The sequence below is a fragment of the Bacillus sp. NPDC077027 genome (assembly GCF_050269555.1).
Lineage (GTDB): Bacteria > Bacillota > Bacilli > Bacillales > Bacillaceae > Bacillus.
Genome location: NZ_JBNNIO010000002.1, coordinates 252,435 through 267,571, shown reverse-complemented (window position 1 = coordinate 267,571; position 15,137 = coordinate 252,435). Strand labels below are relative to the sequence as shown.

Below are 15,137 nucleotides of genomic sequence, written 5' to 3'. Positions count from 1 at the left end.
CGTCTTCACATTTCACATAGGGTCATATATAGTTATATGATACTGGTTCTAAATAACTGCAATTGGGGCGTTTACATGGATTCGATTGTTTTACATTATATTGTGATCATGAGTATTTCAGGGATTCTTTCCACTTTGTTAGGTATTTTTGCTCTCGTGAATCGCCATCGTTTTATTGGCTGTCAATTGTTTATGTACTTGTCTGGAGCAACTGGGATTTATATATTTGGGCATATATTTGAATTATTAGCACGTACGCCTGAGGAAATTATGTTCTGGGTTTGTTTTCAATATATAGGTCTTCCGTTTATTGCACCGCTTAGTTTAATGTTAGTACTACAATTTACTGGGTTAAACGAATATGTAACCAAACGACGCATGATACTTATCTTGTTCATTCCTTTTCTGACAACCATTATGGTATTCACCAACCCTTTTCATTCGCTGTTTTATCGAAGTCTTTCCATAGACACAGTGGACGGATTTTTATTGGCTGACTTTACAATTAGTTATTGGTATATCATTCATGGAGTCTATACATTTGGCAGTTCGATGCTGGCCATTTTGATTTTGCTTTGGTTTTTGCGTGTTACCAAAAAAGAATATTTGAAGCAGATCATCATTTTACTAATTGGTCTGTTTTTGCCGATCTTCACTTCCTTTTTCTATTTATTAGGTTTAACGCCTCATAATATTGATCCGGTACCTGTCGTCATGCTTTTAACAAACTCTCTTTATATGTGGGCCATCATATCATTTCAACTATTTAGGCTTTCACCTATAGCGATGGAACGGGTATTTGAACATTTGTCAGAGGGTGTCCTGATTCTTGATAGAAATCATAAACTGATCGACTATAATTCAGCTGCAACAGCCATTATTCCGGACTTATCAAGAGACGGAATTGGTCGAAAGGTTGATGAAATTTGGTCAGACTCACCTGAAGATCCAGCATTTACACAATGGCTACGTGTACCACATGATCATTCGCATTTTGATTTGTATTGGGAGAGAGAACAGCCTGCTTACTATCACCTCACCTCCTCACCCCTCTTTAGCAGAAGAGGTGAAATAGAGGGGAGACAAATTGTGATTAGTGATGTGACAGAGCAGCGAATGTTACAAGAAGAATTGGAGCGTCGCGCTTATATTGATGGTTTAACCAATATTTTCAATCGATCATCCTTTATAGAGAGGGCGCAACAATTATTAGAGGTAGGAGCGAATGATACTGGGATTCTTCTGTATGACATTGACTTTTTTAAGCAAATTAACGACAATCATGGTCATCATGCGGGCGATCAAGCGTTACGCCATGTTGTTTCTATCTGTCAGCAGCATTTAAACATAGATGATCTATTTGGCCGATATGGAGGCGAAGAATTTGCGATCTGTTTACCGCACCGTCGCTTCGAGGAGGTTTGCTACATTGCTGAACAGATTAGACAGTCTTTTGAGAAACATTCGTTACAAATCGATGGAAAGACGATCCGCATCACAGCGAGCTTTGGGATTGCACATACGATTGACGGTCACCTGACATTAGAAGAGCTTTTATTTGAAGCAGATCAGGCGCTGTATATGTCAAAGCGTCATGGAAGAAATACAACTTATGCTTCAAAAAAAGGAGATTACGTATTGTATCGAGAAGAAGATACAAAGAAAAAAGAAAAATGAATCATACTAGCTTAAAAGTCATGGATTTATTATCTCTGTCTACAAATTTATATATGATGAGAGATAGCATTAACATATATCCCAAAGGGGAGTAGCTTTTCCGGTTTGGTCGTTACTATAGAAGAACTAGTTGCTTCTTGACCTTTACGGAATGAAAATGTTAGCCAGACCTTTGCCTATGACATATATGGCAAGGGTCTTTTTTATGGGATCATGTGGTAGGAGGTTATAATGGGGAATTGGAATAAGAAAAAGAAATCTAAAAGGTCAAAAAAGGAAAATATTCATATTGTGGGTAAAAAAATGACAAAATCTTTAGAAACCGTTACAGTCATAAAGGAAAAAAAAGAAGTGGCGAAGGGATGATTAGATGAAAAAGAAGGTACTTGTTCTCGTTTTTTCCATATGGATGGTTCTGAGTGGATGCTCAGATATGCTAGAGAATGTGAATGATACAGCAACTTATGCGACTAAAGCGACTGATTATGTAAATGAAGTGCAGACCTTTACGAATGAGTTTCCAAAGCTGGCTGAACAAGCTGTATCAGACGCAACTAAAAAGGCTGATCTCACAAAGCAGCTTGAATCATTACAGACAGAGATTTCATCATTTAATGAGTTGACTGCACCGAAGATTGCCGAAGATATTCATAAGCAGATCGAAGAGAAAAATGAACGAATCTCCACTGAAATCAATACATATTTACAACAAGTAAAAGAAGGCACCATTGACTTAGCCAAATTGAATGAAAAGAATGGTTTAATCGATACATTACAGCAATCCATCAGCTTGATAAATGAAATTAAAAATGTGACAAATTAACATGTTTCAGAAGATTGAACTTACAGCACGTTTTTAAAATGAACAGAGTGCATCAGTCTTGAGAGCTAAGCATATCTTTGCCTTTTCAGGTGAAGGTATGCTTTAATTTATAAGAGGAAAAAGTAATCAGGAAAAGGTGATGGAATGAAGGCACATGAGGAAAGACATATTATTTCACCTAGAGCCCAAAAGGACAAAGATCAGTTAATGAATCGTCTTAAACGAATAGAGGGCCAGGTGAGAGGAATACAAAATATGATTGAAACAGATCGCTATTGTATTGATGTGGTGAACCAAATTTCAGCTGTGAATGCTGCTTTAAAAAAAGTCAGCCTTCAATTAATGGAAAAGCATACACATCATTGTGTGTCTGATGCAATAAAAAGTGGGAATGGTGATGAGGCGATTGAAGAGCTGATGCAAGTGTTTGCTAAGTTAACAAAATCGTAAAGTCAAAGTGTCATCTTTTTGTTTACACAATTACCATACTGGGGTATAGTAAAATATAAATTCGATTTAATGAAGGAGGATATCAAAATGGAACAAACAACACTTCAAGTGAAGGGCATGTCCTGTGGTCATTGTGTCAAAGCTGTTGAAAGCAATGTTGGTGAATTAACGGGTGTTGCGTCTGTCAAAGTTCGTTTAGAAGAAGGGTTGGTTGATGTCTCGTTTCATCCTGAACAAGTCACGTTACATCAAATTTCAGATGTCATTGAAGATCAAGGATACGATGTTGTATAAAATATGATCGTGCTGTTAGGCGAACAGCACGAATTTTTTTACTTGTTTATATACCCCTGTAGAGTATTAGAAAAGAGGTGTGAATGATGAAAAAGGAAGTTGATTTTCAAATCACCGGTATGACCTGTGCTGCATGTGCAGGAAGAATTGAAAAAGGTCTAAACAGAATGGATGGGGTACAAGAGGCAAATGTGAATTTGGCGTTAGAAACATCTCATATTGTGTACGATTCAGATAAGTTATCACAAGCTGAGTTAAAACAAAAAATACAATCAATTGGTTATGATGTGGCTTTGAAACAAGCAGAATTCGATATCGAGGGCATGACATGTGCTGCTTGCGCGAACCGAATTGAGAAAAAAATGAATCGACTTGAAGGAATTGAACAAGGGACTGTTAATTTTGCATTAGAAAAACTGCAAGTTGCCTATAACCCTGAGCAAACGTCGGTTGATGAAATGAAGAACGCTGTTCATAAGCTTGGATACACTTTAATACAATCTACTCATGAAGAAGAGCAAGCGAGAGAAAAAGATCATCGTCAGGTTGCCATTGAAAAGCAAACAGCACGGTTTCTTTTTGCAATGATCTTGTCGTTTCCGCTTCTATGGGCAATGGTGAGCCACTTTTCGTTCACTTCATTTATTTGGCTACCGGAAGCATTCATGAACCCTTGGGTACAGCTTGCGCTTGCGGCTCCAGTGCAATTTATCGTGGGTTGGCCATTTTATGTAGGGGCTTTTAAAGCATTAAGAAACAAAAGCGCCAATATGGATGTACTCGTTGCACTTGGCACATCTGCTGCATTTTTCTATAGCTTATATGAAAGCATAAAAGCAGTCGGTACAGGAATGCATGCGAATGCGCTTTACTATGAAACAAGTGCAGTCCTCATCACATTGATTGTGCTAGGCAAACTAATGGAGGCAAAGGCAAAAGGTAAATCCTCAGAGGCGATTAAAAAGCTAATGGGTCTTCAAGCAAAGGAAGCTGTAGTGGAACGAAATGGGGAGCAGATGACAGTTTCTATTTCAGATGTGAAAATAGGTGATATCGTCTTCGTTAAGCCTGGTGAGAAAATACCAGTGGATGGTGAGATCATCGAAGGAACATCTGCATTAGATGAGTCTATGATCACTGGAGAAAGTCTGCCTGTTGATAAAACAATCGGTGATGCTGTGATCGGTGCAACAATGAATAAAAATGGTTTTCTAAAAGTGAAGGCGACGAAGATTGGTAAAGATACAGCCCTTTCACAAATTATTCGCATTGTCGAAAACGCACAAGGCTCAAAAGCGCCGATTCAAAGATTGGCGGATAAAATATCTGGAGTATTTGTTCCTATCGTAATCGGCATCGCGGTCGTGACCTTCCTCATTTGGTATTTGGTCATTGAACCTGGAAATGTCACAGCGGCTTTAGAAACGTTTATTGCGGTTATTGTGATTGCCTGTCCATGTGCACTTGGCCTTGCAACACCGACTTCAATTATGGCTGGAAGTGGACGTGCAGCCGAATACGGTATCCTATTTAAGGGCGGAGAGCATTTAGAGACGACACAGACACTTGATACCATCGTGTTAGATAAAACTGGAACGGTAACAAATGGAGCTCCAAAATTAACGGATATTCACGTATATCAAGACATCACAGATGAAGCGTTTCTACAGCTTGTAGGTTCCGCTGAATTGCAATCAGAGCATCCTCTTGCACAAGCAATTGCCGATGGGATGAAAGCACGTGGTCTTGATGCACTTAACGTACAGTCTTTTCAAGCAGACCCTGGTTTTGGCATTGAGGCGACAGTCAACGATCAACGTATACTAGTTGGGACTAGACGACTGCTTCATAAACATGGAATTGAAACAGAGGATATAGAGGAAAGAATGACTAATTTAGAACAGCAAGGAAAAACAGCTATGCTTGTTGCTTTTGATGTACAATTAGCAGGTATTGTCGCAGTTGCAGATACGATAAAGGATTCATCACAAGCTGCCATCAGTCGTTTAAAGGCTCAAGGACTCGATGTTATTTTAATGACAGGTGACAATAGCAGAACGGCAGAAGCGATCGCAAAGCAAGCAGGAATTGATCAAGTCATAGCAGAGGTACTTCCAGAGGAAAAAGCAGCTCATATCCAAGTGTTACAGGAACAAGGAAAGCAAGTGGCAATGGTAGGAGATGGCATCAATGATGCACCAGCACTTGTTACAGCAAATATCGGCATGGCGATTGGTACGGGAACAGATGTGGCAATGGAGGCTGCTGATATTACTCTTATGACAGGAGACCTTCAAGCGATTGCTGATTCACTGCACATCAGTCGTAAAACGATGAGGAATATAAAGCAAAATCTATTTTGGGCTCTTGCCTACAATTGTATTGGCATTCCGATTGCGGCATTTGGCTTCTTGGCCCCGTGGTTAGCAGGAGCGGCAATGGCATTTAGTTCTGTTTCGGTTGTGCTGAATGCATTAAGACTTCAACGACTCAAGCTTGATAGGGGGAGGGCGTGAACATGAAGATGAATCAAAAGTGGAGATGGGCGATCAGTGCCATTATATATGTCATGTTCGTCTTACTTGGTCATTTTATATATTCGGAGCTATCCTCAGATATAGATGGTGAAAAAAGTAAACATCAACTAAATCAAACGCATTAAGTAAAAGACTTCGCGAATAAGCGGAGTCTTTTTTTGACAAAAAAGTGAAAAAAGCCGCTTTTATTAAAAAATTTCATAAAAAATTCATTTTAATTTGTTCCTTTTTGTTCTTTTTTGTAGGTTGGTCGTTAAGATGCGATTAAGCAACAAAGAAAGCGTTATCAAAAAAAGGGGGTTGCCTTACATGAAAAAGTTAGGCTTGGCTTCTCAAATACTCATTGCACTTGTGCTGGGTGTTATAGTAGGAGCGTTTTTTTATCAAAATGAAACAGCCATTAATATCTTAACGCCAATTGGCGATATATTCATTCATCTCATTAAAATGATTGTCCTTCCAATCGTTATTGCTGCTCTAATTGTTGCAGTGGCGGGAGTAGGTGACATGAAAACGATCGGAAGACTTGGTGGGAAAACGATTCTTTATTTTGAAATCGTGACAACCATCGCTTTAGCTGTCGGTTTACTTGCAGCAAACATCTTCCACCCAGGTACTGGAATTGATATGAGCAACATGGAAAAAGGAGATATCTCTAGTTACGAAGAGACATCAAAAGCTTCAGCAGATAAAGCTTCTTTATCTGAAACATTGGTTCACCTTGTACCAACAAACGTCTTTCAATCTATTTCAGAAGGTGACTTACTGCCAACAATCTTCTTCACAGTATTGTTTGGATTAGGAATTGCTGCGGTAGGTGATAAAGGGAAGCCTGTTTTAGGATTCTTTGAAGGCGTGCTTGAAGCCATGTTCTGGGTAACAAACAAAGTTATGAAATTTGCACCGTATGGTGTATTCGCATTGATTAGTGTAACTGTTATCAAATTTGGAATTGGGGCACTCTTGCCGTTGGGTAAACTGGTTCTTGTCGTATACGGAACAATGGCATTCTTCGTCTTCGTGGTGCTAGGCATTATCGCAAAATTGGCAGGAACGAATATCTTCTTGCTCATCAAATTATTAAAAGAAGAAATCATTCTTGCTTTCTCTACTGCAAGTTCAGAAGCTGTATTACCGAGGCTTATGGATAAGATGGAGAAATTCGGTTGTCCGAAAGCAATTACATCATTTGTTATCCCGACAGGTTATACTTTTAACCTTGACGGAAGTGCAATCTATCAGTCTATTGCAGCCATTTTTGTCGCACAAATGTATGGAATGCCACTATCAATTTATGAGCAGATTACGTTATTATTAATCTTGATGCTTACTTCTAAAGGGATGGCTGGTGTACCAGGAGCTTCAATCGTTGTTGTAATCACAACGCTTGGTGCGATGGGACTACCACTTGAAGGACTTGCCTTCATTGTAGGAGTCGACCGTGTCCTTGATATGGTTCGTACAACAGTTAACGTCTTTGGTAACTCACTTGCAGCTATTGTGATGTCTAAGTGGGAAAAAGTATTCGATCAAGAAAAATCAGACCAATATATTAAAGAACTAAAGCAACAAACAAAAGCAGCTTAAAAAAGGAGATCATTTCAAATGACGAAGCTACAGGACAAGCAAGTTCGAATTGAACGCGACTTTCTAGGTGAAAAGGAAGTAGACACTCATGCATATTATGGTATTCAAACACTACGTGCAGTAGAAAACTTTCCGATTACTGGCTACCGTACTCATGAGGAGCTAATTAAAGCACTAGGAATTGTCAAAAAGGCAGCCGCTCTTGCGAATATGGATACAAAAAGACTTTATTCAGGTCTTGGAGAAAAGATTGTTGAAGCGGCAGATGAAGTGATTAACGGAAAATGGAATAACCAATTCATTGTCGATCCAATTCAAGGCGGCGCTGGCACATCTATGAATATGAATGCCAATGAAGTCATCGCAAATAGAGCACTTGAACTGCTTGGTAAGGAGAAGGGCGCTTACACTGAGCTAAGTCCGAACACCCATGTGAACATGTCACAGTCTACAAATGACGTGTTCCCAACAGCGATTCATATTTCGACGTTAAACATGCTTGAGCAGCTATTGCATACGATGGAAAACATGCATCATGTGATGACAGAAAAGGCGAAAGAATTCGATCATGTCATTAAAATGGGACGTACACATCTTCAAGACGCTGTACCAATCCGTCTTGGACAAGAATTTAGCGCTTATGCAAAGGTACTCGCTCGTGATATTAAACGAATTAAACAATCAAGACAGCATTTATATGAAGTCAATATGGGAGCAACAGCAGTAGGAACTGGTCTGAATGCTGACCCTAAATATATCCGTCAAGTTGTGGGCTACCTTGCAGATATCAGTGGTTTGCCGCTAGTAGGTGCTGAGGACTTGGTTGATGCGACACAAAATACGGATGCTTACACAGAAGTATCGGCTGCCTTAAAGGTGTGCATGATGAACATGTCTAAGATGTCAAACGATATTCGTTTGATGGCTTCAGGCCCGAGAGCAGGTTTTGGCGAGCTTCACCTGCCGCCTAGACAGCCAGGCTCATCCATTATGCCAGGGAAAGTAAACCCGGTTATGCCAGAGGTGATGAATCAAGTTGCATTCCAAGTGATTGGGAATGACCATACGATCTGTCTTGCTTCAGAGGCTGGGCAGTTTGAGTTGAACGTGATGGAACCTGTGCTTATTTTCAACTTGTTACAATCCATCAGTATGATGAAAAATGTTTTTACATCCTTCGTAGACAACTGTCTGCGTGACCTAAAAGCAGACGAAGCAAGATTAAAAGAATATGTGGAAAAGAGTGCCGGTGTTATGACTGCCGTAAATCCACATATTGGTTATGAGGCGGCTGCGAGAATTGCAAGGGAAGCCATTGTAACTGGTGCATCTGTACGAGAACTCTGTCTGCAAAATGATGTATTGACGGAAGAAGAGCTCGATTTGATCTTGAATCCTTTCGAAATGACGAAACCAGGAATTTCTGGGGCTGCGCTTCTTGAGAAAGATCGTTTAGAGGATTAAGTCCGCACCTCAAGATATACGCACACCGAACATGAAAATTCGGTGTGTTTTTTTTATGGACTGTTTGTCTTTCTGGTGCTCACATAGTATACTATCGTCAATTATTAGGGATGTGACTGCTTTGAATCTGAAAAAATTACTATATTCAGAACCTTATTTAATCGTCATGTTAATCGTACTTACCCCTATTGGGGGAGAATTGAAATTCTATCCATTTGAAGATAGCTTTCGGGTTAGCTTTGGCACAGTGGTGTTTTTCTTTATACTACTACAAATGAAGAGGTTTCCTGCATGGGCTAGTGGGATATTAGCTGGAGCATCTGTTTATGTCTGTCGTGTTGTGATTGATACCGCTGTCACAGGAAATCTGATGCTTGAGGATGCCTTGTCACTACGGTTTCCATCCTTTTTGTATTATGTAACATATGGCACTTTGTTCTATTTGCTTCAAGTTCGCCGTTTTAGGCAAAAGCCCTGGATGATTGGGGCAATGGGGATTATCATGGAGCTCTGTGCAAGCATTGTTGAAATGATTGCTTTAAGAGGAACAATTGATGAGATTCTCACCGTACGTACATTGTTTCAATTATTTGTTCTAGCAATCTTTAGAAGTTTTTTTGTTCTTGCCTGTTATACGACGATTCGATTATATGAGGAGCAAGCAAGAGAACGACAGATGAAAAAGGAAAAAGAACACTTGCTCATGTTACTTTCGAATTTATATACAGAGTCAACATATTTTCAAAAAACGCTGACACATGCTGAACATATTACTGCAACGTCCTATCAATTATATCAGGAGCTTCACCATGCAAAGGATCCACACTCACTTGATCTTAAAAAGCTTGGTAAAACCGCTCTGCAAATTGCAGGAGAGGTTCATGAAATTAAAAAAGACAACCAGCGTATTTTTTCAGCTTTATCAAAGCTCATTCATGAAGAGGATTTTCAGGAGTATGCGACTCCCTCAACTATAGCAGGACTTGTTATACGTATTCATGAGAAATATGCAGCTTCATTGCAAAAAAATATTCAGTTTCTCTATCATGAAGAGGGCAACCACCCACAATATCATGTGTATACGGTGCTTTCTTTGTTGAATAACATTGTGTCAAATGCGGTAGAAGCCATTCCCGTTATTGGGGATGTAGCGCTAACAATCTCTAAAGAAGAGACATATGTCATTTTGAAAGTTTCAGACAATGGTCCAGGGATAAAAGAGAGAAATCATCAAGTCATCTTCAAGCCAGGTTTTACACTAAAGTATGATCAAGCTGGAAATCCTTCAAGTGGTATCGGACTTGCTTATGTGAAAGATACTGCCCAAAAACTTGGCGGAAGCATTCAGATGACGAGTACACCAAATGAACAGACGGTGTTTACATTGAAAATACCGACTGATCAGCTGACAAGAAATGAGGGGAATGGGAAATGAGATTTTTTATCGTAGACGATGATGAAGCAGTTCGTTCTTCACTCGCTCAACTGATTGAGGATGAGGATCTTGGTCTGGTCGTTGGTGAAGCGGAGGATGGAGCTGAACTAACGGCTAGTTACTTAAATGATTTACATATTGATATATTATGTATCGACCTTTTGATGCCAGAAAGAGATGGACTTGAGACCATTCGAGTGCTCAAAGATGACTTTCATGGTAAGTATTTGATGCTTTCACAGGTGGAGACAAAGGAATTGATTGGACAAGCATATACACTTGGTGTGGAGTATTACGTCACAAAGCCAATCAATCGCGTAGAATTGCTCAGTGTACTGCATTTGATGATTGAGCGTCTTCATCTAGAACATTCCATCGAAAACATTCAGAATTCACTTGAGTCTGTACTGAGTTATCAGCAGCGTGGTCAATCAAAACCAAAGACGAAGCAAAGAGGAAAAAGCTTGCCGGAGGCTGGACAGTTTTTACTTGCGGAGCTAGGGATTGTTGGGGAGAAGGGGGCTAAGGATTTACTTGATATGATTGCATATGCGGATCAATACTTAATTGGGCAAAGCGAGCAACGGGATGCGTTTCCATCACTGAAAATCATTTTTACAGGAATTACAGAAGATAAACTGGATGCTCCTTATACTCCAGCGAATATTGCAAGAGAAGCGAAGGCAGCAGAGCAGAGAGTCAGACGTGCAATCAATCAGTCGCTCAAGCATATTGCCTCACTAGGTCTAACCGATTTTTCACATCCAACCTTCGAAAACTATGCATCGAAGTTTTTTGATTTTACGATCGTACGTAAGAAAATGAGTGAATTGACAAAAGAGACAAACGGAAGAGAAGAACATACTCGCATCAACGTGAAAAAGTTCGTTCAAGTGCTATATTATGAAGCGAAACGTATTTGCATGGAAGAGTAAAAAACGTGCACTCCTATTGGGGAGGCACGTTTTTTTTCATCAAGGTATACAGATGTAGCTTCAAGATAGAGCGCATGAGCTCTGGTTTCATCTCGTTTGGCTGTATGATGCGGTGTAGGGCGATGCCATTTACAATAGCATACAGTCTTTCAGTTTCTAATGGAATATCTACATCATCCATTAGCAAGGTATGCTCCTCTAATTTGATTAAACACGTATGCACCACTTGACGTAGAGAATGATACATTTCATCCTTGAGCGGTTGTAGCTCCTTTTCCGTTAAGGCTTTCACCGTAAAAGCTTGCCACACCTCCATTTCAAAAAATCTCTCCTCATCAAGCGGTAGGAATTGCTCCAATACATTCAACACATCTTGTTCAATAGGTCCGTGAAATCGAAGCTGTGAGATGCGCTCTGTTACTTTCTCATTAATGCGGTTCATTGAAAAGAGAAACAGCTCATGTTGTGTTGAGAAATAATGGCGCATTGAGCCGGCTGATATCCCAGCTTCAACGGCAATTTTACGAACAGAGGCATGTTCAAGCCCCTCTCGTTTAATCACCCTCATCGCTGCTTCGGCAACAAGTTGTTTTTGCTCATTGTGATCTACTATTTTCGGCATATATTTATTTTAGCATAATCTTGTTTTTTTAATACAACTGTGTTATTTTTTATTTAACACGATCGTATTAAATAAGGGTGTGATCGAAATGATTGGTTACTTCATTGTTGCATGTGAAATAGGATTTTGGGTTTTTATTCTACTCGGTTTCATTCTTCGTTATATGTTTGGGAAAAAGAAGTGGGGAGCGTTTTTCCTGATTTGTACACCTGTCCTTGACCTCCTGCTTTTGATTGCAACATATATGGATTTACAAAGAGGTGCTGAGGCAACCATTGAACATGGACTGGCGGCTATTTATATTGGGGTTAGTCTCTCATTTGGTCATCAAATAATCAAATGGGCGGATGCCAGATTTGCCTATCGATTTGCTGGCGGACCCAAACCAGCAAGTAAACCGAAATATGGAAGGGAACGATCAATTAATGAAATGATCGGCTGGGCAAGACACTTCATTGCTTGGGCAATTGGTGCTGGTTTGTTATATGGCTTACATTTCCTTATTGGTGAACCAAAAAGAACAGAGACGCTGTTTCAGTTTTCCAATGTGTGGGGAATGATTCTGCTTCTTGATTTGCTTATTAGCCTGAGCTATGTGATTTGGCCGAAAAAAAAAACCGCAGGACGCGACATTTTAAACAGTTAAAAACAAAAGGACGGTCATCTCTTTAAGAGACCCGTCCTTTTTGTTTCATCCTGTGACTATTTTTTTAATCCCTCATAAATCGTCTCAATATTCCATTTCATCATTCGGTAATAGCTATCGCCATCTTCTCCTATTTTACCAATTGAGTCAGTGAATACTGTTCCTTTAATGTTGACACCCGTTTCTTCAGAGAGACTTTCTAGGCTTCGTTTGTCTACACTTGTCTCGAGGAATAAAGCAGGTACCTGCTTTTCTTTGACAAGCTGAATGATACGTTTCATTTGTCCAGGAGTTCCTTCATTTTCGGTGTTAATTTCCCAAATGTATCCTGCTGTTAATCCGTAAGCGTCTGCAAAATATTTGAATGCCCCTTCACTTGTGACAAGCATTTTTCGATCATTAGGGAGCTTACTGAATTTTTCCTTTGCCTCATGATGTAGTGTTTGTAGCTGTTGAATATATGCTTTTGCATTTTTTTCATATTCTTCTTTATGTGATGGATCGGCTTTAATAAGTGCATCACGGGCATTTTTGGCATAAATGATGCCATTCTCTACATTTAACCATGCGTGCGGGTCTTGCTGACTTTCTAACCCTTTTGAGGATAAATGCTTCACTTTAACCCCTTTACTTAGAGCTACGACAGGGGCATCGTCCCCGCTTTTGTCACTAGATTCAAGTAACTTTTCAAACCAGCCATTCCCAGTTTCAAGATTTAATCCATTATATAGGACAAGCTCAGCATCTGCTACATGCTGTACGTCCTTTGGTAGCGGATCAAACTCATGAGGATCTGTACCGATTGGCACAATGCTGTGAATGGAGACATGATTGCCTCCTACCTCTTTGACAATGTCATAAAGAATCGAGTAGGTCGTCACAACTTTTAATTTCCCATCATCTTTGCCAGAAGCGGTATTTTTTGATGAACATCCTGTGACTATGACGAGGGTGATAAGTGCTGTAAACAAAGGGAACCATAATGCATTCTTCATATATTTCCTCCTTCTACATGGATGCTCCTTTTTTGAGCTGTGTTCGTTTTCTTTTAGACTTTAATGATCTCCATAGAATGCCTTGTTTTGGTGAAAAGATAAATGCACCACCAAATAAAATCGTCGCAACCAGCACGATTGATGCACCGGATGACAGGTTATACGTAAAGCTCAGCCCAAGTCCAACGACGGCGGAGACAGCGCCAAATAGTGCTGATAAATAAATCATGATCCACAGACGATCGGTTAATAGATAAGCTGTTGCCGCGGGGGTAATCAGCATTGCAACCACAAGAATAATCCCAACTGTTTGCAGTGATGCCACGGTGACAAGTGTTAAGAGAGTCATAAGAAAGTAATGAATCAAACGGTTAGGCAAGCCATACACAGAAGAAATGACAGGATCGAATGAGCTAATTAATAGTTCTTTGTAAAAGACGATTACAGCTAGTAGAATAAAGATCCCTATTCCTAAGGTGATCCACATATCAGATGAGCGTACAGCGAGTACATTCCCAAATAAGATATGATACAGATCACTTGAGCTTTTCAAAAACGTAATCAAGATGATCCCGATGGAAAAGAAGGCAGTAAACACGATGCCAATTGCTGAATCATTTTTAATTCGACTGTTTTGACTGACATATCCAATACCGATAGCGGTTAGAACCCCAGTTAATACTGCTCCGAAGAAAAAATTAATTCCAAGCATATAAGAAATCGCCACGCCAGGTAAAACAGCATGAGAAATGGCGTCTCCCATCAGTGCCATTCCACGTAGAATAATGAAACAGCCAATGACTCCGCAAATAACACCAACCATGACAGAGGTAAATAAAGCTTTCTGTAAAAAAGCATACTCTAAAAGTCCAGATAGGAATTCCATTACAAGTCTCCTCCTGCTGTTTTTAAAAACGGAAGCTGTGTTTCATAAGCCTCCAGCATGATCTCTGGACGAAGAATTTCGTGAACTGGCCCAGCTTTAATTAATTTTTTATTTAATAACACAAGGTGATCAAAGTAATCGTCTGCTTTGCTTAAATCATGGTGGACGACAAGAATGGTTTTGCCCTCATCTCTAAGCTCCTTTAAGATGCGAACCATTGTTTCCTCACTTGTCATGTCAATTCCGACAAACGGTTCATCCAAGCAAAAGAGCTGTGCGTTTTGTGCGAGTGCTCTAGCGAGAAAGACACGTTGCTGCTGCCCGCCTGATAATTCACCAATTTGCCGTTTTGCAAAATCTTGCATTCCAACTTTTTCTAAACAGTAGTAGGCATGCTCCCGCTCCTTTTTGCCAGGTCTTTTGAGCAAGCCGAGCTGCGGATAAGTACCAAGCAGTACAGTGTCAAGGACATGAATTGGGAATGTCCAGTCTAAGTCATTGCGCTGTGGTACATATGCAACGCTCTTTCTTACTTGTTTGAATGGCTGATCGAAAAAGAGGATATTCCCTTGATCTTTTTCAATCAAATGTAAGCTCGCTTTTAGCAAAGTAGATTTGCCTGCACCATTTGGACCGATGATGCCTGTCATTGTTCCTGTTTTGATGGAGAATGATATATTTTCAAGCGCATCCTGTCCATGATATGAAACATATAGTTGATCAATTGTTAATGCGGTAGACATGTCTGACGGCCCCCTTTCGAAAAAAATTGCACTTCATAAATAT

Annotated in this window: 16 protein-coding genes; 12 read left to right on the top strand and 4 right to left on the bottom strand. The window is 39.8% G+C overall.

Translation table 11 applies throughout. The features are described 5' to 3' along the window. Positions 1–75 precede the first annotated feature (75 nt). The 11 genes from ACQKEZ_RS06960 to ACQKEZ_RS06910 all read left to right on the top strand — a co-directional run bounded on the left by ACQKEZ_RS06960 (position 76) and on the right by ACQKEZ_RS06910 (position 11,202). Positions 76–1,677, top strand: coding sequence for a histidine kinase N-terminal 7TM domain-containing protein (locus ACQKEZ_RS06960; protein WP_427299589.1), 1,602 nt, complete (start codon positions 76–78; stop codon positions 1,675–1,677). A gap of 231 nt (positions 1,678–1,908) precedes the next feature. Continuing rightward, the gene (locus ACQKEZ_RS06955) at positions 1,909–2,043 is read left to right on the top strand and encodes a hypothetical protein (protein ID WP_427299588.1); all 135 of its coding nucleotides are present in this window, start codon (positions 1,909–1,911) and stop codon (positions 2,041–2,043) included. Between the two features lie 4 nt (positions 2,044–2,047). Then, positions 2,048–2,500, top strand: a complete 453-nt coding sequence (locus tag ACQKEZ_RS06950; RefSeq protein WP_427299587.1) for a DUF6376 family protein — start codon at positions 2,048–2,050, stop codon at positions 2,498–2,500. A gap of 144 nt (positions 2,501–2,644) precedes the next feature. Beyond that, positions 2,645–2,950, top strand: coding sequence for a metal-sensing transcriptional repressor (locus ACQKEZ_RS06945; protein ID WP_427299586.1), 306 nt, complete (start codon positions 2,645–2,647; stop codon positions 2,948–2,950). Positions 2,951–3,037: 87 nt separating this feature from the next. After that, complete coding sequence (gene copZ, locus ACQKEZ_RS06940; RefSeq protein WP_427299585.1) at positions 3,038–3,244, top strand: copper chaperone CopZ; 207 nt, start codon at positions 3,038–3,040, stop codon at positions 3,242–3,244. An 86-nt stretch (positions 3,245–3,330) separates the two neighbouring features. Next, positions 3,331–5,760, top strand: a complete 2,430-nt coding sequence (locus ACQKEZ_RS06935; protein WP_427300497.1) for a heavy metal translocating P-type ATPase — start codon at positions 3,331–3,333, stop codon at positions 5,758–5,760. A gap of 2 nt (positions 5,761–5,762) precedes the next feature. Further along, positions 5,763–5,906 carry a hypothetical protein gene (locus ACQKEZ_RS06930; RefSeq protein ID WP_427299584.1) on the top strand — a complete coding sequence of 48 codons (144 nt, stop codon included), beginning with the start codon at positions 5,763–5,765 and terminating at the stop codon, positions 5,904–5,906. A gap of 184 nt (positions 5,907–6,090) precedes the next feature. Continuing rightward, the gene (locus ACQKEZ_RS06925) at positions 6,091–7,368 is read left to right on the top strand and encodes a cation:dicarboxylate symporter family transporter (RefSeq protein ID WP_427299583.1); all 1,278 of its coding nucleotides are present in this window, start codon (positions 6,091–6,093) and stop codon (positions 7,366–7,368) included. 18 nt (positions 7,369–7,386) lie between these two features. After that, positions 7,387–8,832 (top strand): aspartate ammonia-lyase, encoded by a 1,446-nt coding sequence (gene aspA, locus ACQKEZ_RS06920; protein WP_427299582.1) that lies wholly within the window; start codon positions 7,387–7,389, stop codon positions 8,830–8,832. A gap of 121 nt (positions 8,833–8,953) precedes the next feature. After that, positions 8,954–10,267 (top strand): sensor histidine kinase, encoded by a 1,314-nt coding sequence (locus tag ACQKEZ_RS06915; RefSeq protein ID WP_427299581.1) that lies wholly within the window; start codon positions 8,954–8,956, stop codon positions 10,265–10,267. Further along, the gene (locus ACQKEZ_RS06910; RefSeq protein ID WP_427299580.1) at positions 10,264–11,202 is read left to right on the top strand and encodes a response regulator; all 939 of its coding nucleotides are present in this window, start codon (positions 10,264–10,266) and stop codon (positions 11,200–11,202) included. Before ACQKEZ_RS06915 ends, ACQKEZ_RS06910 begins: the two co-directional genes overlap by 4 nt. 13 nt (positions 11,203–11,215) lie before the next feature. On the opposite strand, the gene ACQKEZ_RS06905 is transcribed toward ACQKEZ_RS06910, so the two are convergent. Next, a complete protein-coding gene (locus ACQKEZ_RS06905) occupies positions 11,216–11,824 on the bottom strand; it encodes a TetR/AcrR family transcriptional regulator (protein WP_427299579.1) in 609 nt (202 codons plus the stop codon). A gap of 88 nt (positions 11,825–11,912) precedes the next feature. Between ACQKEZ_RS06905 and ACQKEZ_RS06900 the strand changes: the two genes are divergently transcribed. After that, positions 11,913–12,470 (top strand): hypothetical protein, encoded by a 558-nt coding sequence (locus tag ACQKEZ_RS06900; RefSeq protein WP_427299578.1) that lies wholly within the window; start codon positions 11,913–11,915, stop codon positions 12,468–12,470. 56 nt (positions 12,471–12,526) lie between these two features. On the opposite strand, the gene ACQKEZ_RS06895 is transcribed toward ACQKEZ_RS06900, so the two are convergent. From ACQKEZ_RS06895 to ACQKEZ_RS06885, 3 genes are read right to left on the bottom strand one after another with little or no spacing between them, the layout of a single operon-like run. Further along, a complete protein-coding gene (locus tag ACQKEZ_RS06895; RefSeq protein ID WP_427299577.1) occupies positions 12,527–13,465 on the bottom strand; it encodes a metal ABC transporter solute-binding protein, Zn/Mn family in 939 nt (312 codons plus the stop codon). A 13-nt stretch (positions 13,466–13,478) separates the two neighbouring features. Further along, positions 13,479–14,351, bottom strand: coding sequence for a metal ABC transporter permease (locus ACQKEZ_RS06890; RefSeq protein WP_427299576.1), 873 nt, complete (start codon positions 14,349–14,351; stop codon positions 13,479–13,481). Further along, a complete protein-coding gene (locus ACQKEZ_RS06885) occupies positions 14,351–15,094 on the bottom strand; it encodes a metal ABC transporter ATP-binding protein (RefSeq protein ID WP_427299575.1) in 744 nt (247 codons plus the stop codon). The genes ACQKEZ_RS06890 and ACQKEZ_RS06885 overlap by 1 nt, the downstream gene beginning before the upstream one ends. Positions 15,095–15,137: the final 43 nt, after the last annotated feature.

Bases quoted from the DNA above. Each gene is read 5' to 3' on its own strand.
- ACQKEZ_RS06910 (WP_427299580.1), top strand. From the start codon at position 10,264: ATGAGATTTTTTATCGTAGACGATGATGAAGCAGTTCGTTCTTCACTC.
- ACQKEZ_RS06950 (WP_427299587.1), top strand. From the start codon at position 2,048: ATGAAAAAGAAGGTACTTGTTCTCGTTTTTTCCATATGGATGGTTCTG.
- ACQKEZ_RS06900 (WP_427299578.1), top strand. From the start codon at position 11,913: ATGATTGGTTACTTCATTGTTGCATGTGAAATAGGATTTTGGGTTTTT.
- ACQKEZ_RS06955 (WP_427299588.1), top strand. From the start codon at position 1,909: ATGGGGAATTGGAATAAGAAAAAGAAATCTAAAAGGTCAAAAAAGGAA.
- ACQKEZ_RS06930 (WP_427299584.1), top strand. From the start codon at position 5,763: ATGAAGATGAATCAAAAGTGGAGATGGGCGATCAGTGCCATTATATAT.
- ACQKEZ_RS06935 (WP_427300497.1), top strand. From the start codon at position 3,331: ATGAAAAAGGAAGTTGATTTTCAAATCACCGGTATGACCTGTGCTGCA.
- ACQKEZ_RS06925 (WP_427299583.1), top strand. From the start codon at position 6,091: ATGAAAAAGTTAGGCTTGGCTTCTCAAATACTCATTGCACTTGTGCTG.
- ACQKEZ_RS06895 (WP_427299577.1), bottom strand. From the start codon at position 13,465: ATGAAGAATGCATTATGGTTCCCTTTGTTTACAGCACTTATCACCCTC.
- ACQKEZ_RS06960 (WP_427299589.1), top strand. From the start codon at position 76: ATGGATTCGATTGTTTTACATTATATTGTGATCATGAGTATTTCAGGG.
- ACQKEZ_RS06945 (WP_427299586.1), top strand. From the start codon at position 2,645: ATGAAGGCACATGAGGAAAGACATATTATTTCACCTAGAGCCCAAAAG.
- ACQKEZ_RS06905 (WP_427299579.1), bottom strand. From the start codon at position 11,824: ATGCCGAAAATAGTAGATCACAATGAGCAAAAACAACTTGTTGCCGAA.
- ACQKEZ_RS06890 (WP_427299576.1), bottom strand. From the start codon at position 14,351: ATGGAATTCCTATCTGGACTTTTAGAGTATGCTTTTTTACAGAAAGCT.
- ACQKEZ_RS06885 (WP_427299575.1), bottom strand. From the start codon at position 15,094: ATGTCTACCGCATTAACAATTGATCAACTATATGTTTCATATCATGGA.
- aspA (WP_427299582.1), top strand. From the start codon at position 7,387: ATGACGAAGCTACAGGACAAGCAAGTTCGAATTGAACGCGACTTTCTA.
- copZ (WP_427299585.1), top strand. From the start codon at position 3,038: ATGGAACAAACAACACTTCAAGTGAAGGGCATGTCCTGTGGTCATTGT.